Source organism: Tistrella mobilis, assembly GCF_039634785.1.
GTDB classification, from domain to species: Bacteria; Pseudomonadota; Alphaproteobacteria; order Tistrellales; family Tistrellaceae; genus Tistrella; species Tistrella mobilis.
Genome location: NZ_JBBIAB010000029.1, coordinates 33,498 through 57,991, shown reverse-complemented (window position 1 = coordinate 57,991; position 24,494 = coordinate 33,498). Strand labels below are relative to the sequence as shown.

The following is a 24,494-nucleotide window of genomic DNA, read 5'->3' as shown; positions in this document are numbered from 1 at the left end:
GGCGAAGGGGGATCGGTGCTGCCATGGGGATCGCTCCGGCTGTTTGCCAGAGTGACTCACAATCCGCGGGTCTTGGGAATCCCCTATCGTGAGTCGGGGTCAGCGCTCATTGGTATAACACTTCAGACCGGAGACATAGGTAATAGTTCACCCCGCCGATACTCCGCCGGCGACACCCCAAACGCCCCCCTGAACATATTGATCAGATGCGACGCATCGCAAAAACCCGTCGCATGGGCGATCTGGGTGACGGTGCGGGGGGTCGTTTCCAGCAGGTGGCGGGCGGCCTCCAGTCGCAGGCGTTGGCCGGCCCGGGCCGGGGAGAGGCCGAGATCGGCCTGGAAGCTGCGTTCCAGCTTGCGGCGGCCCACGCCCAGATCGGCGGCCAGTTCGTCGACGGTCGCCGGGTCCTCCAGCCGCTGGCGCATCCGGATCAGCGCCTTGCGCACCAGCGGGTCGCGCGCGGTCAGCGGGCTGCCGGCGCCGGGCTGGGGTTTGTCGCCGGCCATCGCCTCGTCGATGATCAGGATGCTGAGGCTCTTGACGGCCGCAACCCGGCCGATATGGGTTTCGACCAGCCAGGCCGCCAGATGCGCCGCACTGTGGCCGCCCGAACAGGTCAGCCGGTCGCGGTCGACCACGAAGATCTGGTCCGAGACCGGCCGGGCCGAGCCGAAGCGTTCGAGAAAATCGTCGTGGTGGAACCAGCTGACGCAGCAGCGATAGCCGTCGAGCAGCCCCGCCTCGTGCAGCAGGAACACCCCCGTACACAGGCCGACCAGCTTCACGCCCCGCCCCGCCGCCGCCTGCAAGAACTGCATGGCCGGCGGTGACAAGCCGCTCGCCTCCTGGATCAGGCCGCCCACCACCACGAGATAATCACAGGTCCCGGCCCGGTCGAGGCGGGTGTCGGGCTGCACCTTCACGCCGCAGCTCGACCGGATCGGGCTCATATCGTCGGAGAGCACCGTCCAGTCGCACAGGATGGGCCGCGAGCGGTCCGCCTCGTCGGCCGCAAGTCGCAGAACATCCACGAAATTTGCGAAGGCCGAGAGCGTGAACCGGTCCGCGAGCAGGAAGGCGACGCGCAGGCGTTTCCGGGCAGGTGTCATGACGCAATCCTACAACACATCTGTCGCAGGCTTCCAGTCCTGAGGCAGGGTCCCGCGCCTAGAATACCCGCAAAGCTGGAGCGTTGAGGGCTGGCCGCCATGACCCGTTTTTCCGCCATGTCGCTGTTGAAGAATGCCCTGACCGGCCACAAGGGCTGGACGGCACAATGGCCCGAATGCGACCCCAAACCGGAATACGACGTGGTGATCGTCGGCGCCGGCGGCCATGGGCTGGGGGCCGCCTATTACCTGGCGAAAGAGCACGGCATCACCAATGTCGCGGTCATCGACAAGGGCTGGCTGGGCGGCGGCAATACCGGCCGCAACACCACGATCATCCGGTCGAACTATCTTTATGACGAAAGCGCCCGGCTTTACGATCACGCCGTCGATCTCTGGGACGGGCTGTCGCAGGATCTGAACTATAACGTCATGTATTCCAAGCGCGGCGTGCTGATGCTGGCGCATACCGTGCACGACATCCAGAGTTTCAAGCGCCACATCCACGCCAACCGCCTGAACGGCGTCGACAACCGCTGGCTGACGCCCGAAGAGGCCAAGGCTTATTGCCCGCCGCTCGACATCTCCCCCCGCGCCCGATATCCGGTGGTGGGCGCCGCCCTGCAGGAACGCGCCGGCACCGCCCGCCATGATGCGGTCGCCTGGGGCTATGCCCGCGCCGCCGCCGCGCGCGGCGTCGACATCATCCAGAACTGCCCGGTGACCGAAATCCGCCGCGGCGCCGATGGCCGGGTGACCGGGGTCGAGACCGCGAAGGGCTTCATCCGCGCGAAAAAGGTGGCGGTCTCGGCTGCCGGCAACACCAGCGTGGTGATGCAGAGCGCCGGTGTCCGGCTGCCGCTGGAAAGCTACCCGTTGCAGGCGCTGGTGTCGGAGCCGGTGAAGCCGATCTTCCCCTGCGTGGTGATGTCGAACACGGTGCATGCCTATATCAGCCAGTCCGACAAGGGCGAGCTCGTGATCGGATCGGGCACCGACCAGTATACCAGCTATTCCCAGCGCGGCGGCCTGCCGCTGATCGAACACACCGTGGCGGCGATCTGCGAGATCTTCCCGATCTTCAATCGCATGCGCATGCTGCGCAAATGGGGCGGCATCGTCGACGTGACGCCCGACCGCTCGGCGATCCTGGGCAAGACGCCGGTGCCGGGGCTTTATGTGAATTGCGGCTGGGGCACCGGCGGCTTCAAGGCGACGCCCGGCGCCGCCCATACGCTGGCCTGGACGGTGGCGAAAGACGAGCCGCACCCGATCAACGCCCCCTTCACGCTGGAGCGGTTCACCACCGGCCGTCTGATCGACGAAGCCGCGGCCGCCGCCGTCGCGCATTGAGGATCGCCCCATGCTTCTGATCCACTGCCCCTATTGCGGGGAAACCCTGCCCGAGCTGGAATTCGTCTATGCGGGCGAGGCCCATATCGCCCGGCCCGACCCCGCCACGGCGACCGACGAGGACTGGCGCGACTTTCTGTTCATCCGCAACAACATCCGCGGCGCCCATTTCGAACGCTGGCGTCACGTCCATGGCTGCGGCCGGTTCTTCAATGCCGTGCGCGACACGGTGAGCGACCGCTTCCTGACGACCTATCGGGTCAGCGATCCCCGCCCCGATCTCGCCGCCCTGAAGGAGCGCGCAGAATGAGCCCCGCCGGTTTTCGCGTTCCGGGCCGCGGCCGGGTCGATCACGGCCGGCCGGTCACCTTCACCTTCGACGGCAGGCGCTATCAGGGCCTTGCCGGCGACACCGTCGCCTCGGCCCTGCTGGCCAATGGCGTGCATCTGATGGGCCGGTCGTTCAAATATCACCGCCCGCGCGGCGTGCTGACCGCCGGATCGGAAGAGCCGAACGCCCTGGTCGGCACCCGCCGCGGCCCCGGCCGCGCCGAGCCCAATACCCGCGCCACGGTTCAGGAACTCCGCGCCGGGCTGGAGGTCACCAGCCAGAACCGCTATCCGAACCTGAAGCTGGATCTGGGCGCGATCAACGACAGCCTGCACATGCTGCTGCCGGCCGGCTTCTACTACAAGACCTTCATGTGGCCGAAGAGCTTCTGGGACCGGTTCTACGAGCCCTTCATCCGCGCGGCGGCGGGGCTGGGCGTCTCGCCCACCGAACCCGATCCGGACGGCTATGCCTCGCGCTATCTGCACACCGACCTACTGGTGGTGGGCGCCGGTCCCGCCGGCCTGGCGGCGGCACTGGCCGCGGCCCGGGCCGGGCTGCGGGTCACCCTGGTCGACGAGACCGCCGAGGCCGGCGGCAGCCTGCTCAGCGAGCCGCAGGCGGTGATCGACGGCCGCCCGGCCTGGGACTGGCTGGCGGCGACCCTGGCGGAGCTTTCCGGCCTGGGCGTGCGGATCCTGACCCGCACCACCGCGATCGGCTATTACCATCAGAACATGGTCGGGCTCTGCCAGCGGCTGACCGATCACCTGGACGCCCCAGCCGCCGGCCAGCCGCGCGAACGGCTGTGGCGGGTGCGGGCGGGCCAGGTGGTGCTGGCCCAGGGCGCCATCGAAAAGCCGCTGGTCTTCAACGGCAACGACCGGCCGGGGGTGATGCTGGCCGGCGCGGCCCAGACCTATCTGAACCGCTATGGCGTGCGGGTCGGCCGGCGCGCCGTGATCGTCACCAGCCATGACAGCGCCTGGTACACCGCCTTCGACCTGGCCGATGCCGGCACGGCGATCGCGGCGATCGTCGACACCCGCCCCGAGGTGGCGGCCGCGCTGACGGCCGCGGCCGAAGCGCGCGGCATCCCCATCCTTGCGGGCCACACCGTCACCGATACCCGGGGCCGGCTCAGGATCCGCGCGGTGCAGGTCAACCCGGTGACCGATGGCCGTGTGGGGGCTGCGATCCGGCTGGATTGCGACTGCCTGCTGATCTCGGGCGGCTGGACGCCGTCGCTGCATCTTTTCTCGCACACCAAGGGCAGCCTTGTCTGGGATGCGGCCGCAGAGACCTTCCTGCCCGGCACCCGCACCGAGGCCTGCCAGATCGCCGGGGCCGCCCGCGGGCTCTGGGGCATCGCCGCGGCGCTGGATGACGGCGCCGCGATGGGGGCGGCCGCCATCCGCGAGCTGGGCCGGGACCCCGCCGCCGCCGGCCGCCACACCGTCACCGGCGACCGGCCGGGGACGGGGGAGAGCGTGACCGAGCTTCCGACCGATCGCGAACCCGCCCGGGTGCGCGCCTTCGTCGACTATCAGAACGACGTCACCGCCAAGGATCTGCGGCTGGCGGTGCGCGAGGGCATGCGCTCGATCGAGCATGTCAAGCGCTACACCACCAACGGCATGGCCACCGATCAGGGCAAGCTGTCGAACATCAACGGCCTCAACATCGCCGCCGATGCGCTGGGCCGCAGCCAGCCCGAGGTGGGGCTCACCACCTTCCGCCCGCCCTATACCCCCACCACCTTCGGCGCGCTGGCCGGCTATCATCGCGGCGCGCATTTCGACGTCACCCGCAAGACGCCGATCGACGGTTGGGCCGTCGATCATGGCGCCGTCTTCGAACCGGTCGGGCTCTGGCGCCGGGCGCGCTATTTCCCGAAACCGGGCGAGGACATGGAGGCGGCGGTCGCCCGCGAATGCCGTGCCACCCGGGCGAGCCTCGGCATCTTCGATGCCTCCACGCTCGGCAAGATCGAGGTGGTGGGCCCCGATGCGGTCGAGTTCATGAACCGCATGTATACCAACCCCTGGAGCAAACTCGCCCCGGGCCGCACGCGCTATGGCCTGCTGCTGGGCGATGACGGCTTCATCCGCGACGACGGCGTTATCGGACGGCTGACCACCGACCGCTTCCACGTCACCACCACCACCGGCGGTGCCGCCCGCGTGCTCAACATGATGGAGGACTATCTCCAGACGGAATGGCCGGACCTCAGGGTCTGGCTGACCTCCACCACCGAGCAGTGGGCGACCATCGCCCTCAACGGCCCCAATGCCCGCAATCTGCTCAGCCCCTTCGTCGAGGGGCTGGACATTTCGGATGCCGCCTTCCCGCATATGTCGGTCGCCGAATGCCGCGTCGGCGGCTTCCCGGCCCGTCTGTTCCGGGTGAGCTTCACCGGCGAACTCGGCTTCGAAGTCAACGTTCCGGCCCGCCACGGCCGGGCGTTGTGGGACATGCTGTGGGCGGCCGGCCAGCGCTACGACATCTGTGCCTATGGGACAGAGACCATGCATGTGCTGCGGGCCGAAAAGGGTTACATCATCGTCGGCCAGGACACCGACGGCACCGTCACCCCCTTCGATGCCGGCCTCGGCTGGGCGGTGGGGCAGAAGAAGCCGGATTTCGTCGGCAAGCGCGGCCTGCAGCGCCCGGATCTGACAGCCCCCGGCCGCCGGCAACTGGTCGGGCTGCTGACCCGCGATGGACGGACCCGGCTGGAGGAAGGCGCGCAGATCGTGCTCGACCCGGCCCAGCCGATCCCGATGAAGATGGTCGGTCACGTCACCTCGGCCTATCAGAGCGTCGCGCTCGGCCGGCCGATCGCGCTGGCCCTGCTGGAGGGCGGCCATGACCGGATGGGTGAGACGGTCTGGATCCCCATGCCCGACCGGGTGATCGAGGCCGAGGTGACCGGCACCGTCTTCTACGACCCCGCCGGCGACCGGCTGAAGCTCTGACAGGGAGAGGCTGCCATGACGACCTCCGATCCGATCTTCGAACCCGGCCCGATCGCCCGGAGCAGCGCGGTCCGTGTCGCCCTCCTCGCCCCCGTCGCGCGTTTCTCGCTCAGGGCGCGTGCCGCCGACCTGCCGGCGCTGGGCCAGGCGCTGGGCCTGGATCTGCCGCAGACGATCGGCGATCGGGCCCGGGCGGGCACCACCGGGGTGCTGTGCCTCGGCCCGGATGAATGGCACATTCTGGCCGCCGAAACCGATGCCGCGGGTCTGGCCAGTGCCTGTGCCGCCATCTATGACGCAGCACCCCACAGCCTGACCGACATCTCGGACCGCGAGGTTTCGGTTCTGATCGAGGGGCCGGCGGCATCCGAGCTGCTCACCCTCGGCTGCCCGCGCGACATCGACCGCATCGCCCCCGGCCGCGGCGGCAGGACGGTCATGGACGGCGTGACCGTCCTGCTCCGCCGCGACGCGCCCGACCGGTTCCGCCTCGACATCTGGCGCTCGTTCGCGCCCCATGTCATCGACCTTCTGCGCAACGGCTGCGCCGAACTGGCGGTTGGTTCGTAATACGAACGACTATACGCGACCTTCCGTTCGCAGGACGGTCAGTCCCCCATATGCGACATGTAGTACAGCACCAGCAGACGCCAGCCCATCTTCAGGTACTTCCTGAATTTCCGGAACATCCAGTCGGTCAACGACAGCCGACGCCGCGGCGCCCGTCTGACGGGCGCCCGGCGGCGCGGCGAGGATTTGCGGCGGCGCGATGTTCGCTTCTTGTTCCGTAATCTGAACATGAGGACAGGCCAGGGGCGGCATCTCGCAAAGATCGATCGAGAGCCGGCCCCGGATATCAGCTGGGGGGATCGGAAGAGGACATGCCGCGGCGTGACGCCGCCGCTGCGTGTGCACCATAACGGAAACACACGTCTTCATTGAAGCACTATTACGTGCGGATGTGTTGCAGCCGGCAATGAAACGGCCCGGCCAGCGCAGTGCTGGCCGGGCCGGGTCGGGCCGGGCATGGTGCGAAGCGGTGGCGTTCAGCCGGCGCCGGGCAGCACCCAGGGTTCGGCTGCCGCACGATCGGCGGCATATCGGGCAATCTCCTCCGCCAGCGACAGGGTCAGCCCGATCTCGTCCAGGCCGCGGACCAGCAGGTCCTTGCGGAAGGGGTCGACCTCGAAGCCGAAGACCTCGACCCTGCCCGCCCCCATCGGCAGGGTGACGGTCTGTTCGGGCAGATCGACCGAGATGGTGGCACCGGGGCTTGCGGCCAGGGCGGCCAGCAGCCGGTCGACCACCGCCTCGTCCAGCGCCACCGGCAGCATGCCGTTCTTCAGCGCATTGGCGCGGAAGATGTCGCCGAAACCGGGCGCGATCACTACCCGGAAACCCGCATCGACCAGGGCATAGACGGCGCCCTCGCGCGACGAGCCGCCGCCGAAATTGCGCCGCGCCACCAGGATGCCGGCGCCGGCATAGTCCGGGCGGTTGAGCACGAAATCCGGGTCGGGCCGGCCCTCGGCATCATGGGCCAGATCGTGCAGCAGATAGGGGTGATAGCCATCGCCGCGCGGCCGGCGCATGAAGCGGGCCGGCAGCAGCTGGTCGGTATCGACATTCGCAAGCGGCAGTGGTGCTGCAATCGCGGTCAGCCGGGTGAGCGGGCGGAGCGTCGCCTGGGCCATGGGATCAGCCCTCCGCCAGCCGGCGGATATCGGCCAGCCGGCCGGTCACACCCGCCGCTGCGGCCATGGCCGGGCTCATCAGATGGGTGCGCGCCCCCGGCCCCTGGCGGCCGCGGAAATTGCGATTGGTGGTCGATGCCACCCGCTCGCCCGGCGCCGCCAGATCCCCGTTCATGCCCACACACATCGAACAGCCGCTCTCCACCCAATCGGCCCCGGCCTCGACGAAGATCCGGGCCAGGCCTTCCGCCTCGGCCTGGCGCTTCACTCTGGCCGATCCGGGGGAGACCAGCATCGGCACCGTCAGCCGCCGCCCTTTCAGCAGGGCCGCCGCCGCACGCAGATCCTCGATCCGGCCATTGGTGCAGGATCCGATGAACACCCGGTCGACCGGCAGGCCTTCCAGCTTCTGCCCCGGCACCAGCCCCATATAATCGAGCGTCGCCGGATCGGCATCGCCGGGCACATGGCCGTCGATCGCCACCGCCTCTTCGGGCGCCGTCCCCCAGGTGACGACCGGTGCAACGGCGCTGCCGTCGATCACGATCTCGCGGTCGAAGACGGCCTCGTCATCGCTGCGCAGTGCCGACCAATGCGCCACCGCCCGATCGAACAGCGCCCCCACCGGGGCGGCAGGCCGGCCCTTCAGCCAGGCGAAGGTGGTCTCGTCGGGGGCGATCATGCCGGCGCGGGCACCGGCCTCGATCGACATGTTGCACACCGTCATCCGCGCTTCCATGCCCAGCGCCCGGATCGCCGGCCCGGCATATTCGATCACATGGCCGGTGGCACCATCGGTACCGATCACCGAAATCAGGTGCAGGATCAGATCCTTGGCCGAAACGCCGGTCCCCAGCCGGCCATCCACCCGCACCCGGAAGGTCTTCGGCCGGCGCTGCCACAGCGTCTGGGTCGCCAGCACATGGGCGACCTCCGAGGCACCGATGCCGAAGGCCAACGCACCGAAGGCGCCATGGGTGGAAGTATGGCTGTCGCCGCAGACGATAGTCAGCCCCGGCAGGGTCAGCCCCTGTTCGGGCCCGACCACATGGACGATGCCCTGTTCCTCGTCGCCCAGATCGAACAGCCGCACCGCATTGGCCGCCGTGTTGTCGCGCAGCAGCCGGATCACCCGGCCGACATCGGGGTCCGCCGGCTCGGCATCGCGGTTGCGGGTCGGCACGTAATGATCGGCAACCCCGAAGGTCAGATCCGGCCGCGCCACCCGCCGGCCCATCCCGGCCAGCTTGCCATAGGCATGGAAACTGCCTTCATGGGTGAAATGGCGGTCGATCCACAGCAGGCGCTGGCCGGCCGGATGGGCCTGCACGACATGCGCATCCCAGATCCGGTCGAACACCGTGCGCGGCGCCCCCGAAACGGTCGCGGGCAGGGTCATCCGATGACACCTTTTTTGCGGAGGTCGGCCAGGGCGTCGGCATCCAGCCCCAGCAGCCGGCCCAGCGTCTCGTCGGTATCGGCACCGAGACGGGGCGCTGCGCGGGCGTAATCGACCGGCGTCGCCGACAGATTGAGCGGATTGGCCACCGTCGGCACCGATCCCAGCGCCGGATGGGCGATCTGCCGCGCCAGGCCGCGGGCCTGCACCTGCGGATCGGCAAACACCCGGTCGAGCGTGTTGATCGGCCCGCAGGGCACGGCCTTGCTTTCCAGCGCCGCGATCCAGTCGTCGGTGGTGCGGGTAGCGACCGCCCCCGCCACCAGCGGCACCAGGGCGGCACGGTTGGCGACGCGCTGGGCGTTGGTCGCAAAGCGCGGATCGGCTGCCCACTCCGGATGGCCGGCCTCGGCGGCAAAGCGGCGGAACTGCTCGTCATTGCCGATCGCCAGCACCAGATGGCCGTCCTGGGTCGCGAAGGCCTGATAGGGCACGATATTGGGATGGGCATTGCCCATCCGCCCCGGCGCCTTGCCCGATACCAGATAGTTCATCGCCTGATTGGCGAGCGTTGCGACCGAGACGTCGAGCAGGGCCAGATCGATATGCTGCCCCGCCCCCGTCCGCTCGCGATGGGCCAGCGCCGCCAGCACGCCGATGGTCGCATAAAGCCCGGTCATCACGTCGACCAGGGCGACCCCCACCTTGACCGGCCCGCCACCCGGCACCTCGTCGGGCTCTCCGGTCACCGACATCAGCCCGCCCATGGCCTGGATCATGAAGTCATAACCGGCGCGCGGCGCGTAGGGCCCCGTCTGGCCGAAACCGGTGATCGAGCAATAGATCAGCCGCGGATTGAGCGCCCTGAGGCTCTCCTGGTCGAGCCCGTATTTCTTCAGACCGCCGACCTTGAAATTCTCGATCACCACATCCGATTCGGCGGCCAGACGCCGGATCAGCGCCGCCCCCTCCGCGGTGCCCATATCGATCGCGACCGAGGATTTGTTGCGGTTGGTGGTCAGGAAATAGGCCGCCTCCCGCGCCGAACCGTCGGCCGCCTCGGCATAGGGCGGCCCCCAGCCGCGGGTGTCGTCGCCCGCACCCGGCCGTTCGATCTTCAGCACCTCCGCCCCCAGATCGCCAAGGATCTGGCTGGCCCAGGGGCCGGCAAGGACGCGGCTGAGATCGAGCACGCGGATGTGAGAGAGGGCACCTTCGGCTCGGGGGGTCGCCATAGGGTCGGGCTCCGTGGTTCAGTGTCGGGCGTTCAGTGGCGGGGGGCCAGTGGCGGGAGGCGTCGCCGGCAGGCCGGATCAGCCGAAGGCGGCGATGCCGGTCTGGGCGCGGCCCAGGATCAGCGCATGGACGTCGTGCGTGCCTTCATAGGTATTCACGGCCTCCAGATTGCACATGTGACGGATCACATGATACTCGTCGGCGATGCCGTTGCCGCCATGCATGTCGCGGGCGACCCGGGCAATCTCCAGCGCCTTGCCGCAATTGTTGCGCTTCAGCAGGCTGATCGCCTCGGGCGCCGCGGTGCCGCGATCCTTCAGCCGGCCCAGCTGCAGCGCCGCGGTCAGGCCGAGCGCGATTTCCGTCTGCATATCGGCCAGCTTCTTCTGGATCAGCTGGGTGGCCGCCAGCGGCCGGCCGAACATGATCCGGTCCATGGTGTACTGACGCGCGGCATGCCAGCAGAATTCCGCAGCACCCATCGCCCCCCAGGCGATGCCGTAGCGGGCATTGTTCAGACACGAGAACGGGCCGGTCAGGCCGCGGACCTCGGGGAAGGCGTTCTCTTCGGGCACGAAGACCTGATCCATGGCGATCTGGCCGGTGATCGAGGCGCGCAGCGAGAACTTGCCCTCGATCTTGGGCGCGCTCAGCCCCGTCATGCCCTTTTCCAGCACGAAGCCGCGGATCGAGCCGTGATCATCCTTGGCCCAGACCACGAAGACATCGGCGATCGGCGCATTGGTGATCCAGGTCTTGGTGCCCGAAATCTCGTAGCCGCCATCGACCTTGCGGGCGCGGGTGCGCATCGACGAGGGGTCCGAGCCGGCATCGGGCTCGGTCAGGCCGAAGCAGCCGACCAGTTCGCCGGTCGCCAGGCGCGGCAGGTATTTGCGGCGCTGCTCTTCGGTGCCGAAGGCATAGATCGGATACATCACCAGCGAGGACTGCACGCTCATCGCCGAGCGATAGCCGCTGTCGACCCGCTCCACCTCGCGCGCCACCAGGCCATAGGCCACATAAGACAGGCCCGCGCAGCCATACTCCTCGGGCAGGGTGCAGCCCAGCAGGCCCAGCGCGCCCATTTCGGTCATGATCTCGCGATGGAAGATCTCGTGACGATTGGCCTCCAGCACCCGGGTCTGGAGCTTCTCCTGCGCGTAGTCATGCGCGGTGTCGCGGATCATCCGCTCCTCTTCCGACAGCTCGCCGGCAAGGTTCAGCGGATCTTCCCACTGGAAGGCGGGGCGGGTTTCACGGGCCATGGGGTGTTGTCCTCGGGTCAGGTCGGGGGGCTCAGATTGCGGCGCGGATGCGGGTTTCGGCCTCGGCGCAGCTCATCACCGGCCCGATGGACGAGAGCACGGTGATGGTGGCGTCGTGCAGATCCGGCTTCATCGCCGCACAGCCGTCGGAGAGTACCAGTGTGGGCAGGCCACGGACATGGGCCTCGCGCACCGTGCTCGCCACGCCGCCATTGGTGACGATGCCGCAGGCGATCAGCCGGTCGATGCCGGCACGCGCCAGCACGAAATCCAGCCGCGACTGATAGAAGGCGCTGTAGGCGACCTTCTCGACGGTGAAATCGGCCGGCTGCAGCTCGTCGACCAGGGCATGGCCCCAGCCGCCGGGCAGAAAATCGCCCCGGCGCAGGAAGGGGCGGATCTGGCGCAGATGATCGGCGATCATCGGCTCGCCGCCCCGCCCGGGCACCAGGGTGAACTGGGTGGAGATGACGAAGCCGCCGGCCGCGCGCAGGGCATCGGCCACCGGCTTCACCCGCGCCGGCAGGGCGGCGATTTCGGGCGCACCGGCGCCGCCGCGGGCATAGGCGCCGTCCGGGTGCAGAAAGTCGTTCTGCAGGTCGACGATCAGCAGGGCGGTGCGGGCGGGCTGGAAGTCGGCGAAGAAATCGGCCATGGGTCAGGCTCCCTCACGGTCGCTCTTGCGGGCGATGACCAGGTTGCCGAACCGGTCGACCGTGGCATAAAGGTCGGGTTCGACGAAGATGGTGGTGTCGGGCTGTTCCAGGATCGCCGGCCCCTCCACCACGCTGTCGACCGGCAGCTCCAGCCGGGCATAGATGCCGGCATCGTGCCAGGCGCCGTCGACATAGACCGGCCGGGTGCCGGTGCGGGCCAGATCGGCGCCGCCTGTGGTGGTGGGGGCCAGCACGCCCAGATCGAATTTGGGCCGGGTGCCGATCACGGCGGTGCGCAGGTTCAGCACCCGCATGGTGCCGCCCTCCAGCAGCCGGCCATAAACGCCGCGATAGGCCTCCTCGAAGGCGGCCGCGATGTCGGCGATGCTGAACGGCGCCGGATCGCCGGCCGCATCGACCGCGATCTCGAACGGCACCGGCACCGTGTGGGTCTGGCCCAGATAGGCCATGTCGAATTCGAAGCGCACGGTCTTGGCGTCCAGGGTCACGCCCGCCGCCGCCAGCAGCTTCAGCCCGCCGGCCGCATGCTCGCGCATTGCCCCGGCCAGCATGGCGGGGTCGACCGCATCCAGCACCGCATTGATCGTCTGGACATAGTCGTGACGCATATCGGCGATCACGCAACCCAGCGCCGAGGTGACGCCCGGATAGCGCGGCACCAGGGCCCGGCCCAGCCCGACATCCTTCATCAGCGCGCCCACATGCAGCGAGCCGCCGCCGCCGAAGGGCATCAGCGCAAAGCGCTTCGGGTCGTAGCCGCGTTCGATCGACACCAGGCGGATGGCGCCGGCCATGCGCGAATTCGCCACCCGGATGATGGCCTCGGCCGCCGCCATCGGCTCCAGCCCCAGCGGCCTGGCCACCTGTGCCTCGATCGCCGCCAGCGCCGCCTCGCGGTCCAGCCGGGCAAGCTTGCCGCCGATCGGCCGGTCGGCATTGATCCGGCCCAGCACGACATTGGCATCGGTCACCGTCGGCCGGTCGCCGCCATTGCCATAGCAGACCGGGCCCGGGGTCGACCCGGCGCTTTCCGGGCCGATATTCAGCATCCCGCCCTTGTCGACCCAGGCGATCGACCCGCCGCCGGCACCGATGGTGGTGATCTCGATCATCGGCGTGCGCACGACCATGCCGTAATCGATCGAGGTCTGGGGCGACAGCACGGTGCGGCCGTCGGCGATCAGCGAGACGTCGAAGCTGGTGCCGCCGATATCGCCGGTGATGACGTTGGGGAAGCCGGCCTGATCGGCGATATAGCCGGCCGCGATCACGCCCGCCGCCGGGCCCGACAGCGCGGTCCGCACCGGCAGGCGGCGGGCGGTATCCACCGACATCACGCCGCCATTGGACTGCACGATCAGGAATTCGCCGCCGAAACCGTCGGCGGTCAGCGCATCTTCCAGCCGCTTCAGATAGCCGCCGACCTCGGGCTGGAGATAGGCGTTGAGCGCGGTGGTCGAAAAGCGCTCGAATTCGCGGATCTCGGGCAGGATCTCGGTCGAGCAGGTGACATGGTCGTTGGGCCAGAGCGCGCGCACCGCCGCCACCGCTGCGCGTTCATTGGCCGGGTTGGCATAGGCGTTGACGAACAGGATGGCGATGGCGGCACAGCCCGCCTCGATCAGCGCACGGGCCTCGGCCTCCACCGCGGCCAGGTCCACCGCCTCGCGCAGCGTGCCGTCGGCCAGCACGCGCTCGGGCACCTCGCGGCGCAGATCGCGCGGCACCACCGGCTCGAACGCGCCCCAAAGCCCCCAGGTTTTGGGCCGGTCGCGGCGGCGCATTTCCAGCACGTCGCGGAAGCCGCGCGTGGTGATCACGCCGATCCGCGCGCCCTTGCGCTCCAGCAGCGCATTGGTGCCGGCGGTGGTGCCGTGAACGACGGTGGCGATCCGCGCCTTGTCGGGCACCCGGGTCGAGATGCCGTCCAGAAAGCCCGCCGACTGGTCGGGGCGCGAGGTCGGCACCTTGGAAACCTGGGCGGTGCCCTCGGCCTCGTTCAGGAAGAAGACGTCGGTGAAGGTGCCGCCGACGTCCACGCCGATGACGAAATCCTTGCTCATGGGTCGCAATATCCGTGTCTGGCGTGGGTTATTCGGGCGTGTAGCCGTAATCGCGGGCGGCCGCCTCGGGCGTCAGGTAGCCGAGCCGGATGTCGCGGGCGATCGCCTGGGGGTCGCGCTTCGCCGGGTCACCGTAACCGCCGCCGCCCGGGGTTTCCAGCCGCACCCGCTGGCCGCGGACCAGCTTCACGCCGATGGTCTTGGAGACCTTCTCCGGCTCGTGCCAGCCGTCATCCTGCTGATAGTGAAAGCGGTTGAGCGCCGCCTCGCCGCCGCCGACCACGCCCTTGGGCGCGAACTTGCCGCGCTCGCCGAACAGGAAGACCTGGGCGTCCTGTTCCAGCAGCTCGATCTCGTAGACCGCACCCACGCCGCCGCGCGCCTGGCCGGGGCCGGCGCTGTCGGGGCGCAGCGCCCATTCGGTGAACATCACCGGATAGGCCGCTTCCAGAATCTCGACCGGCGGGATGGTGGCGGTGGAGATCGGCGCATTGCCGTGGTTCAGCCCGTCGCCCGCCGGGCTGCCGCCCAGCCCGCCGCCATAGAAAGAGAACATCACCCAGCGCCGGCCATCGGCCCGGTGGCCGGCCAGCGACAGGGCGTTGATCGTGCCATAGGCATTGCCGTTCACCCGGTCGGGGGCGGCATTTGCGAAGGCTGCGAAGATCACGTCGATCATGCGCAAAATCGTCTCGGTATAGCCGCCGACCGGCTTGGGGAATTCGGCCGAGAGCAGGGACTTGTCCGGGATCACGAAGTCGATCGGCCGCATCACGCCCGCATTCGCCGGCAGGTCCGGGAAGATGTGCTTGATCGCCACATAGCAGCAGGCGATGGAGGTGGAGCGGCTGATGTTGATCGGCCCCTGCGCCGGCCCGGCCGAGCCGGTGAAATCGAGCGTCAGCCGGTCGCCCCTGATGGTCAGCGTCAGCCGGATCGGCAGCGGCTCGTCGGAAATGCCGTCATTGTCCAGGAAATCCTCGGCCTGCCAGCTGCCGTCGGGCAGGCCCGAAATGGCGGCGCGCATCAGCGTCTCGGCCCGGTCGCCCAGCGCATCGAGCGCCGCCTTGACCAGATCGGGGCCATATTCGTCGAGCAGCGCATCCAGCCGCTTCACGCCCAGATCCAGCGCGTTCAGCTGGCCGTTCAGGTCGCCGAAGGCCGAATTGGGCTGGCGGGAATTCATCAGCAGGATGTCGACGATGTCGCGGTTGAGCTTCCCCGCCCGCATCACCTTGACCGGCGGGATGACCACCGCTTCCTGAAAGGCTTCGGTCGCGACCGGGTTGTAATTGCCCGGCACATTGCCGCCGACATCATGCCAATGGCCGACCGACGCCAGATAGCAGAAGACCCGGCCGTCACGGAAATAGGGCCGGACCAGCCGCATATCCGAGAAATGGGTGCCGCCGGCATAGGCCTCGTTGAAGATGTAGACGTCGCCGTCTTCCAGGTCGCCGTCGTGGGCGGCCTTGTCGATCACCGATTTGACCGCGAAGGCCATCACGCCCACGAAGATCGGCAGTCCCGACTTGCCCTGAACCAGCGTCGCGCCGCTCAAAGGATCGTAAAGGCCGTGGGAGGCGTCATGCGCCTCGGCGATGATCGGGTTGAAGGCGCTGCGGAACAGGGTCGCGTCCATTTCGTCGGCGATCTGTTCCATGCGGCCGGCGAGCACCGCCAGCGTCACGGGATCGATGGCACTCACGTCACGTGGTCTCCCAGAGGCATGCATCCGGCCGGCGGTATCGATGGCCGCCGACGCGTTCTGATCTCTTATGCGGTCTGATCCGTCATTCGCCGACCGACAGGCGCGCGGGCTTCCAGCCGCCGTCCTCGTCGTCGCTGCGGGTCAGGTCCATGCGGTATTCGAACCGGCCGGGCACGTAGAGCGAGACCAGATGGTCGAAGGGCCGCATGGCCTGGTCGTACATGGTTCGGGTCAGCCGGAGCAGCGCCGCCCCGGGCTCGACCTCCAGAAGCACCGCCAGCCGGTCGTCGGCCAGCTGCGCCGACAGCTTCTGACGCGCGGCCGCAACCGCGAAGCCCGCCTCCTCGAACAGGCCCAGGCGCGGACGATGCGCCAGGCTCCGCTCGGTGAAGGCGGCGGCCGCGGCCGGCAGGGTATGGGTTGCAAGCAGCGCGAAGGGCCGCCCGTCGGCCGACCGCACCCGCTCGGCCGCGACCAGTTCAGTGCCCGGATCGATCGTCAGTTCCTCGGCGATCGCCGCCGGCGCCGCAACGCGCGCCAGCGACACCAGCCGCACGCCCGACCGCGCGCCGATGTTCTGAATGGTCGCGATCAGCCCGTCCAGCGGCGCCCGGATCGGCGCCGGCCGGTAGTGATGCGTCACCATGGTGCCGCGGCCGCGCTGGCGCGACACCAGCCCTTCCGCCGCCAGATCGTCCAGCGCCCGCTTGGCGGTGATCCGCGACACGCCGTAATCGCGCGCGATATCCAGCTCCGCCGGCAGCACATCGCCGTCGCGCAGCTCCCCACCCAGAATCTTCTCGCGAAAGATGACATAGAGCCGGTGATAGAGCGGCGTCGGCCCCTCGCGCCCCAGCGCCGCCCGCCCGCCTTCCCCGACCGCTCCGCCTTCATCCATATCCCGGATCCCACCCCCGGTGTCGCTCATGGAGGGAGCTTAGCGCGGGTGATGGCATAATGCTATATGAATATATCATTAGGACATGTTGAAGTAGGCTTCTGGCCGAGGGCGTCGGAGGGAATTGGCCGATTGATGACCGGATGTAGACGTTCTTGGAGCGACACGCTCGAGCTAAGCCACGGGCGTGACACAATCCTCGGCGTAGATGCGATGGAGTGGGTGCAAGTTTCCGAGGCTCTGGTCGATGCTGCCAACGCGACATCATGGTCGACACCGGTCGTATCATGCCGGCTAGTGGTCCCCAGAGAACCAAAGGTCATCCGAGCACCGTGCCGAGCGCGACGCCACATCGTCGTTGGCAACGCCTTGTACACACACTTGTAGGCTTGTCGGCCCTGTGGAGGGGCGGCAGATTGTCCCAATCGATATCGCCTATGATGTTTTATCTCTAAACGCGCGAGGTGACGCGGGCAGCCGTTCGGATATCCGCGATGGTGGTGCCAAGTGACTGGAGATTCTGGCGCATGTCGTTGAAGACGGGCTTCTCGCCGTCGGGGTCGCTAATGGTGATGATCGCCGTGAACGGCACACCGCCCTCGGGCATCACTTCGCCGGTGCGGGTCAGATAGTCGATGAACAGGCGCCAGTTTGAGGACGGGCCCACGCCCTGCGGGAAGGTCTTCTCATAGACCTTCACCGGGCTCCACTTCAGATCATGCTCAATCAGTTCGGCCTCGACGGCGGGCGACTCCCGTTTCGAGGGAAGGTAGAGAGGATCGAGCCGGCCCTTCCAGCGGCCACCGTCCTGTTCCTGCTGTAGGGCGGCGTTAACGTTCACACGGACGAACTCGGCACCGAAACGCGGATCGAGCGGCGGCGTAGCGACCAGGGTCAATCGCGCATGGCCACGGCATTTGCCGCCCGGGCTCACGAGCGATGCCGGCCATGGGAAACGGAAGTTGATCTGCTGGCCCTGTTGAATCCGCGAAGCGAACACCAGGGTAATCGCGTGATCGCCAGTCTCCATAATGCGATCCGCCGACGGCGGTATACCGAACCCGACGAGATCACGAGCGACAGGCGCCAACAACTTGTGCGCAAGCGGCTCTGGCAATCTTGCGCTGTGAACGAGGAGTCCAATCAACGTCTCACGCGAAACTTCGCCTTCGATGGCATGATCGAGTGCCGCGGCGGTCTTGGCGACCAGCGGCGCTGCATAGCTGGTGCCACAACCATCGACGATTGTGCCATCGGGCAACACCGAGAACAGACCGTGGCCAAGAACGGGGTGCCGCGTGCCCGAACCGCCGATATGGGCAAGATCGGGCTTCACGCCCGAGCGCAGCCCTGGACCACGTCGACTGTAACGAGCCGGCGCGCGCGCCACGCAGCCGTCATGTCCGATAGGGTTCACTGCTGCGACCGCGACGTTCCGAGCGCTTTCCGCGGGCGTCAGAAGTCCATCGTTGCGGGCCAAAGCGAGCCCAGAGAGCGAGGTTGCAGGATCGGTCGACCATTCCGACCGCAAGTCCTGTGGCCGGGTGTTGCCGGCCGACATGATGATCACTGCATTATTGTCCTCCGCGATCCGGTCTAGCCGCACGGCGTGGGCGCTATAGGCGTCAGGAGCAGCGGGCTGAAGGATGTTGAGGCTCATGTTGAAGACGCGGACGTCGTGGCGTGCACGCGCGTCGGTCACAGCCGACTCCATTTCGTCAAAGAACTGCGGAAGGCCGCCGGAATAGTAGGTTGCGAAAGAGCCACTGGCTTCGTTTGGGAATATCGCGATATCCACCAATTCGGCGCCGTCGGCTTCCGGGCAGTTTTCCGAGCCATTCAGGCTAGCGCCGGCGACCGCGAGCCCACCGATGAAAGTGCCGTGGTCATAGTTCATGTCCTCGTTGGCGAGGATGTCCCACCGGTCGATCACCCAGTCCGATAGCACCTCGCTGATGCCGCCATCAATAACGCCCAGGCGCGGATGGCTGCGCCGTGTGTCGCGCAGCGGCATTGTCACGCCTGCGGGGCGGGCTCTAGCCTCACCTGCCTGCGGCATCGAACGGACAACGATGCCGGGCAGTCCGATGCGTCGAACAAGGGGATGTTTGTCAAGGAAGGCCAGCAGCCGAATGTGCCGGTCGATATCAGCGCTAAACGGTGCAAGGACCTTGCGGCGTTCGCCTGCTGGTCCATCGAGAAGCAAGAAGACTGCGCCATCTGCGCCTTCGTCGACCCGCACTGAAAGCAATGGCTGGTGCCGACGCAGATACGACAGGCGTTCGACCGATACGCCAAAGCCGAGTTCGCGGAAGCCGGTAAGGAAAGACTCGACGAGCCTCCGATGGGCTGTGTCGAGCCGGTCCCAATCGCCGCGAGGCGGAACCGCATAGAACAGTTCGACCTCATAGCCGCTACCGGTCATCGGATTGGACAGCCACGCGACTGCCTCTTCGACCGAGAAGCGGCGGCGGTCGGCAGCGCCGTAAAGTTCGATGCGCTCGATCGCGCCTGTCTCGCTCTTTCGGCTTGAGGGATAGGGGATTTCCTTCTCCCGTTTGGGATCAAAACGCATCTCAGTGTGAGTTTCGGCCTTCTGCATTTCGGCCGCGACCTGCTGAAGCGTGTTGGGCTGCACTTCGACGATCATGACGCCGAGATCGCCGCCTCCAACGACTGGCACGCGATCTGGGCGGAACAGCGTCGCCACCGGTCGATGGCTTTTTGCCCAAGCTTCACGACGGAGAATTACCTTGGCAAAGCCAACAGGTCCCTGCGCTTGAGCGGAAAGAATACCGGAGATGGAGTCGATTTCGCTGATGAGGGCGGCCCGATGCGCGACAAATTCTCGATCTTTGTGAGCGAAGAAATCTTTGCGCCCACCCCCACCGCCAGCCTCCCGGGCTTCCTCGTAGTTCTCGGGATTGAGCACGATTTGAACCGGACTTGCCATCGCTTAGCGCTCCTCGTCGTGCTTGAGTGCCTTGCCGAGCTGGCGACTGACAGTGGATTTGTCCTTGCCAGCGATCTCTCCAATGTCAGTCATCGAGAAGCCGAGCATAGGATCATCGCGCATTGCACGGAACAGGGTGGTCGGCTCTTCGAATAGCAAGGCGCGGCGCTCGCTCTGCACGCGCGCGGCGTTGAGCGTTGCGAACTGTCGGAGGGTGCCGAGCAGGTCGAGGCGCTCTGATTCGCGCACGGCCATCGCCTTCTTATAGGTGCGGACGAGCGATTCGATCTCCGCACCCGTGGATCCTTCGGTGAACCAAGCGATCAGACGCAGATGACTATCAGGTGCGATGATAGGAGGCATGAAATGCGAGGCGATCGCCTTGCGCATCTCAAAGTCTGGCTTCGGGATCTCGAGTTGCACCTCGAACCGCCGCCAGACGGCGGGGTCAAGCAGCTTCGGATGGTTGGTGATGCCGATCGTGAATCCGACGTCGCGGCGCGAGTCGAGGTTCTGGAGCAGGGCGTTCACGACGCGCTTGATCTCGCCGACCTCCTGCGGGTCGTCGCGAACCTTCGCGATCGCATCGAACTCGTCAAGCAGCAGCACGCAGCGATAGCGGTTGGCGAAAGCGAACAGGTTCCCGATGTTGCGTGCCGTCGTCCCGAGGAAGGATGACACCAAGCCATCGAGCTTAACCAGCACGACGGGCAGGCTCAGCTCGCGCGCGATCCAAAGCGCAAGCCGTGTCTTACCGGTCCCCGGCGCGCCATAGATCAGGCAGGTCTTGGACGGCGCGATGCCGATGTCGGCGAAGGCATCGAAGTTTGCCCACTCTTCGATGATCGTTCCAACTGCCTGGGTCACGGTCGGATTGAACAGGGGTGGGCGCGACGCAATATCGTTTGGGAACATAATCTGGGCCAGGGAGGCTGCGGTTTCGCGATCAACGGGCACCGGCGTGTTAGGGCCGAGCGTTTCGCCGGTCAATTGAGCGCGTGACCGTTCGATACGGCTCGGGGCCACTTCCTTAGCTCGTTGTGCCGTTGCCAGGATGCCCGCGATCGAGGCTGCCTGTTTCTCGTTCCCTTCCTTCTCAAGAGCGACGCGCAACCGTTCAACCTGCTTGCGAACCGCAGGGGATGGGTCTGCCATCGCAGATCGGCACAAGGCCTGGATAATTGAGAAGTGATCCACTTGCGTCATCCCGGAGGTTCGTTGCGAAAAACTTATGTTCGATGCGTATATCACGCAGAATGTTGCAATTCAAGAGGATTTAGTGCGCCACGGAACATCATCGTTGCAGATCCATAGAAATTCGATGCGCTTTGCGCTAACTCTGATGCATGGCGAGTCTCATCGGTTGTTGAGAGCCCGAATCGAAACTCACCCTGCACTGGCGATCCGCCGGATGAGGAGCGTGACGCCTGCGGCGTAAAAGGGGGCTTCCCGCGAAGTCGATGGTGGTCTGGACATCCTTCACTAGCCTTCATCGCAAGCGGCGCCAGCAGATCATCCTCCACACCCGTGAACGTCAGATGACTCCTCAAAATCCCCTTGACGATATAATTCACCCTATCGTTAAATATTACCAGAAACTGATAGGGAGTGACCGCCATGGACGACCCCTTCCGCCGGCCGACCTTCGGGTCCGCCGTGTTCTATGAAGACCCCTTCGCCGCCCTCGACTGGCTGGAGGCCGCCTTCGGCTTCGAGCGCAGCCTGGTCGTCACCGATACCGACGGCAATCTCGCCCATTCCGAGATGAGCTTCGGCGACGGCTACGTCATGATCGGCCCCATCTGGACCGATGGCGTCGCCAGCCCCCGCCAGACCGGCGGGCGCAATACCCAGACCGTGCATGTTCAGCTGAAAGACGGGATCGAGGCGCATCACGACCGGGCGGTCAAGGCGGGTGCGGTGATCACCCGGCCGCTGGAGCGGCAGTTCTATGGCGATCTCACCTATTGCGCCCGCGACCCCGAGGGGCATGTCTGGAGCTTCGGCCAGACCGTGGCCGTCGTCGGCCGCACCGAGGCCGAGGCGGCGAGCGGGCTGAAGATCGACGGCTGGTTCGAGACCGGTCCCGAATGACGGCCGTCGCCTCTCTCGACACCGTTCTTGCGGCCCTCGCCGACCCGCATCGCCGGCAGGTGGTGGAGCTGTTGCGCGCCCGCCCGCAGCGGGCGGGAGAGCTGGCCGAGGCCATCGGCCTCAGCCCGCCCGCGGCCAGCCGCCACCTGAAGGCGCTGCGTCGGGCGGGGCTGATCGAGGAAAGCCATCCCGATTTCGATGCCCGGGTGCGGATCTACCGGCTGCGTCCCGAACCCTTCTCGGCGCTCAAATCCTGGGTCGACGAGACCGAGCGGATGTGGTCGCACCAGCTGCTGGCCCTGAAGGCGCATCTGGAGGCGGAGGCGACGGAAGAATGACCGGCTCGAAAATCCTGGTCGCGCTGCGCATCGCGGCACCCACGCCGCGGTTCTTCCGCGCCTTCACCGACGAGATCGGCCTCTGGTGGCAGGCGGACGGGCTGTTCGCCTTCACCCCCGGCCCGCCCGGCCGGCTCACCTTCGATCCGAAGGGGCCGGAGGGGCGGTTGATCGAAGAAAAACCCGATGGCGGCCGGTTCGAGATCGGTCGCATCCTGACCTGGGAAGCCCCGCCCGCACCGGGCACAGCCGGCCGCCTGGCCCTGACCTGGCGCCAGGCGAGTTTCGCCGCCGACCAGGAAACCCGCGTGTCTGTCGCCTTCGACCCGGTCGAGGACGGCACAAGGGTGACGGTGGAACATCTGGGCTGGGATGCGATCCCGATCAGCCATGCTGCCCGTCACCATTTCCCCGACGGCATATTTCTGCACCGCCATGGCAGCTTCTGGCGGCGGCAGCTGGCGGGGCTGGCGGCGGTCAGCGCTCGACGATGACCTTGGCGATCAGCTCGGCAGTGTTGGCGACGCCCAGCTTGCGCATGATCGCGCTGCGATGCACCTCCACCGTGCGTGGCGAGATGGCCAGCGCCTGGGCGATCTGTTTGCTGGTCAGGCCGTTGACCACATAGCGGGTCACCTCGCGTTCGCGCGGGGTGAGCGCGGCCGAGCCCGGCGCCCGGTCTTCAAGCCGGTCGAAGGTCCAGACGATCAGGCGGAACGGGTCGTCGGGGGTGAGCGTGCGGCCACGGGCGCGGGTCCAGATGATTTCGCCGCTTTTGCACTGCATGAACCGCTCGTCCTCGTAGCGGGGGCTGTTCTCCAGCCAGCGATGCCAGCGGGCGCCGGTCTTTTCGTAATCGACGCTCGACGGGTAGAGCATGCGCACCGACCGGCCCTCCAGCTCGGTGCGGCGCCAGCCGAAGATCGCCTCGATCTCGGCGTTCACCCGCAGGATCCGGCGGTGCGACAGCACCATGATGCCGACCGGCGCGTTCATGAAGCCGGCCAGTTCCAGCCCTTCGGTCGACAGATCCTCCGGCTGCATCGCCATCCTCCCGCTTACGTAGCCTTCTACGTATATCCCCTGATTGTCGGGCGCGCTGCAAAGCTTTACCTGTTGGGCGAGGCAGGCCCATCACGGCTGTCGAATAATAATGATGTCTGTCATATAATGGCAGCCGTCAGACAATGAACGCGGAGAGCGCCCATGGACCCGCAGATCTACATCACCGGCAGCGGCCATACCCGTTTCGGCCGCCTGTCCCAGACCCTGGAAGAGCTGATCGTCGAAGCCGCGCGTGAGGCGATCGACGAGGCCGGTATCGATCCGGCCGAGATCGATGCGATCTATCTGGGCCATTTCAATTCGGGCCTGGTGTCCGACGGCTTCGCCTCGTCGCTGGTCAAGGGTGCCGATCCTGCCCTGCGCTTCACCCCCGCCTCGCGCTGCGAGAATGCCTGCGCCTCGGGTGCGGCGGCCTTTCAGGCCGGCATGATGCGCATCGCCGCCGGCAAGGCCCGCAACGTGCTGGTGGTCGGCGCCGAAAAGATGACCCACCGCACCACTGAAGACGTCACCCGGGCTCTCGCCGGTGCCGGCTATCAGAACGACCCGGAAGAGGCCGCCCTCAGCTTCCCGCAGGTCTTCGGCATCGCCGCCCGCGCCTATGCCGATCGCCATGGCGACCCGCTGGACGCCATGGCCCGGATCGCGGCGAAGAACCATGCCAATGCCATGGCCAACCCGCTGGCCCAGATGCACAAGCCGCTGCCTTACGAATTCTGCCGCGAGGTGAGCGAGCGCAACCAGCTGATCGCCCCGCCGCTCCGGCTCAGCGACTGCTCTCTGGTCACCGACGGTGCGGCTGCGATCGTGCTCAGCAGCGAGCAGGGCAATGCCGCCTCGGCCGCCCGGCGGGTGCGCATCGCCGCCGCCGAGCAGGTCTCGGACACCCTGCCGATGGCCGGGCGCGACCTGATCGCCTTCGAGGGCCCGGCCCGTGCGATCCGCGCCGCCTATGCCGCCGCCGGCATCGGCCTGGAGCAGCTGGACTTCGCCGAGGTCCATGACTGCTTCACCATCGCCGAACTGCTGATCTATGAAGCCATGGGCCTGGCACCCCAGGGCCAGGGTGCGCGGGCGCTGGAAGACGGCACCGTCTTCGCCGACGGCAGGCTGCCGGTCAACCTTTCGGGCGGGCTCAAGGCCAAGGGCCATCCGGTGGGCGCCACCGGTGTCTCGATGCTGGCGCTGGGCTTCCGTCAGCTCACCGGCCAGGCCGGCGAGATGCAGCGGGCCGGCGCCGAATGGGGCCTCACCTTCAACATGGGCGGGGCGGCGGTCGCCAATTACGCCACCATCCTGCAGGCCGACCGGGCCTGAGTGCAGCCGC

General features: G+C 67.2%; 21 protein-coding genes. 8 read left to right on the top strand and 13 right to left on the bottom strand.

Annotation, left to right across the window (positions count from 1 at the left end; all coding sequences use genetic code 11):
• Positions 1–122: 122 nt before the first annotated feature.
• Positions 123–1,112: a GlxA family transcriptional regulator gene (locus WI697_RS24815; protein WP_345960322.1), complete on the bottom strand. Its 990-nt coding sequence runs from the start codon at positions 1,110–1,112 to the stop codon at positions 123–125.
• 99 nt (positions 1,113–1,211) lie between these two features.
• Here WI697_RS24815 and WI697_RS24810 point away from each other — a divergent pair, with 99 nt between their 5' ends.
• The 4 genes from WI697_RS24810 to WI697_RS24795 are packed head-to-tail and all read left to right on the top strand — an operon-like array spanning position 1,212 to position 6,344.
• On the top strand, positions 1,212–2,465 hold the full coding sequence (locus WI697_RS24810) for a sarcosine oxidase subunit beta family protein (protein WP_345960321.1): 1,254 nt from the start codon (positions 1,212–1,214) through the stop codon (positions 2,463–2,465).
• A gap of 10 nt (positions 2,466–2,475) precedes the next feature.
• The gene (locus tag WI697_RS24805; RefSeq protein WP_345960320.1) at positions 2,476–2,775 is read left to right on the top strand and encodes a sarcosine oxidase subunit delta; all 300 of its coding nucleotides are present in this window, start codon (positions 2,476–2,478) and stop codon (positions 2,773–2,775) included.
• On the top strand, positions 2,772–5,774 hold the full coding sequence (locus tag WI697_RS24800; protein ID WP_345960319.1) for a sarcosine oxidase subunit alpha: 3,003 nt from the start codon (positions 2,772–2,774) through the stop codon (positions 5,772–5,774). The genes WI697_RS24805 and WI697_RS24800 overlap by 4 nt, the downstream gene beginning before the upstream one ends.
• 15 nt (positions 5,775–5,789) lie before the next feature.
• Positions 5,790–6,344 carry a sarcosine oxidase subunit gamma gene (locus WI697_RS24795; protein ID WP_345960318.1) on the top strand — a complete coding sequence of 185 codons (555 nt, stop codon included), beginning with the start codon at positions 5,790–5,792 and terminating at the stop codon, positions 6,342–6,344.
• 476 nt (positions 6,345–6,820) lie between these two features.
• Here WI697_RS24795 and leuD read toward each other — a convergent pair whose 3' ends face one another.
• From leuD to WI697_RS24740, 11 genes are all read right to left on the bottom strand, one after another.
• Positions 6,821–7,468: a 3-isopropylmalate dehydratase small subunit gene (gene leuD, locus WI697_RS24790; protein ID WP_345960317.1), complete on the bottom strand. Its 648-nt coding sequence runs from the start codon at positions 7,466–7,468 to the stop codon at positions 6,821–6,823.
• Between the two features lie 4 nt (positions 7,469–7,472).
• Positions 7,473–8,867, bottom strand: coding sequence for a 3-isopropylmalate dehydratase large subunit (leuC, locus tag WI697_RS24785; RefSeq protein ID WP_345960316.1), 1,395 nt, complete (start codon positions 8,865–8,867; stop codon positions 7,473–7,475).
• Positions 8,864–10,102 (bottom strand): CaiB/BaiF CoA transferase family protein, encoded by a 1,239-nt coding sequence (locus WI697_RS24780; RefSeq protein ID WP_345960315.1) that lies wholly within the window; start codon positions 10,100–10,102, stop codon positions 8,864–8,866. Before WI697_RS24780 ends, leuC begins: the two co-directional genes overlap by 4 nt.
• Before the next feature lie 78 nt (positions 10,103–10,180).
• A complete protein-coding gene (locus WI697_RS24775; RefSeq protein WP_345960314.1) occupies positions 10,181–11,368 on the bottom strand; it encodes an acyl-CoA dehydrogenase in 1,188 nt (395 codons plus the stop codon).
• Positions 11,369–11,399: 31 nt separating this feature from the next.
• Positions 11,400–12,023, bottom strand: coding sequence for a cysteine hydrolase family protein (locus WI697_RS24770; RefSeq protein WP_062766323.1), 624 nt, complete (start codon positions 12,021–12,023; stop codon positions 11,400–11,402).
• Between the two features lie 3 nt (positions 12,024–12,026).
• Positions 12,027–14,108: a hydantoinase/oxoprolinase family protein gene (locus WI697_RS24765; RefSeq protein WP_345960313.1), complete on the bottom strand. Its 2,082-nt coding sequence runs from the start codon at positions 14,106–14,108 to the stop codon at positions 12,027–12,029.
• A 28-nt stretch (positions 14,109–14,136) separates the two neighbouring features.
• Positions 14,137–15,843, bottom strand: coding sequence for a hydantoinase B/oxoprolinase family protein (locus WI697_RS24760; RefSeq protein WP_345960312.1), 1,707 nt, complete (start codon positions 15,841–15,843; stop codon positions 14,137–14,139).
• 58 nt (positions 15,844–15,901) lie between these two features.
• Positions 15,902–16,717 (bottom strand): GntR family transcriptional regulator, encoded by an 816-nt coding sequence (locus tag WI697_RS24755; protein WP_062766332.1) that lies wholly within the window; start codon positions 16,715–16,717, stop codon positions 15,902–15,904.
• 451 nt (positions 16,718–17,168) lie between these two features.
• A complete protein-coding gene (locus tag WI697_RS24750; RefSeq protein ID WP_345960311.1) occupies positions 17,169–19,670 on the bottom strand; it encodes a S8 family peptidase in 2,502 nt (833 codons plus the stop codon).
• A 3-nt stretch (positions 19,671–19,673) separates the two neighbouring features.
• Positions 19,674–20,867 carry an AAA family ATPase gene (locus tag WI697_RS24745; protein WP_345960323.1) on the bottom strand — a complete coding sequence of 398 codons (1,194 nt, stop codon included), beginning with the start codon at positions 20,865–20,867 and terminating at the stop codon, positions 19,674–19,676.
• Between the two features lie 50 nt (positions 20,868–20,917).
• Positions 20,918–21,289 carry a hypothetical protein gene (locus tag WI697_RS24740; protein ID WP_345960310.1) on the bottom strand — a complete coding sequence of 124 codons (372 nt, stop codon included), beginning with the start codon at positions 21,287–21,289 and terminating at the stop codon, positions 20,918–20,920.
• Here WI697_RS24740 and WI697_RS24735 point away from each other — a divergent pair.
• From WI697_RS24735 to WI697_RS24725, 3 genes are read left to right on the top strand one after another with little or no spacing between them, the layout of a single operon-like run.
• On the top strand, positions 21,288–21,764 hold the full coding sequence (locus tag WI697_RS24735) for a VOC family protein (RefSeq protein ID WP_062766335.1): 477 nt from the start codon (positions 21,288–21,290) through the stop codon (positions 21,762–21,764). The genes WI697_RS24740 and WI697_RS24735 overlap by 2 nt on opposite strands.
• Entirely contained in the window at positions 21,761–22,102 is a 342-nt protein-coding gene (locus WI697_RS24730; protein ID WP_345960309.1) for an ArsR/SmtB family transcription factor, read from the top strand. The genes WI697_RS24735 and WI697_RS24730 overlap by 4 nt, the downstream gene beginning before the upstream one ends.
• Positions 22,099–22,596, top strand: a complete 498-nt coding sequence (locus WI697_RS24725) for an SRPBCC domain-containing protein (RefSeq protein ID WP_345960308.1) — start codon at positions 22,099–22,101, stop codon at positions 22,594–22,596. Before WI697_RS24730 ends, WI697_RS24725 begins: the two co-directional genes overlap by 4 nt.
• Here WI697_RS24725 and WI697_RS24720 read toward each other — a convergent pair.
• A complete protein-coding gene (locus tag WI697_RS24720) occupies positions 22,580–23,146 on the bottom strand; it encodes a LuxR C-terminal-related transcriptional regulator (RefSeq protein WP_062766381.1) in 567 nt (188 codons plus the stop codon). The genes WI697_RS24725 and WI697_RS24720 overlap by 17 nt on opposite strands.
• Before the next feature lie 162 nt (positions 23,147–23,308).
• On the opposite strand from WI697_RS24720, the gene WI697_RS24715 reads away from it, so the two are divergent.
• Positions 23,309–24,484: a thiolase domain-containing protein gene (locus WI697_RS24715; protein WP_345960307.1), complete on the top strand. Its 1,176-nt coding sequence runs from the start codon at positions 23,309–23,311 to the stop codon at positions 24,482–24,484.
• Positions 24,485–24,494: the final 10 nt, after the last annotated feature.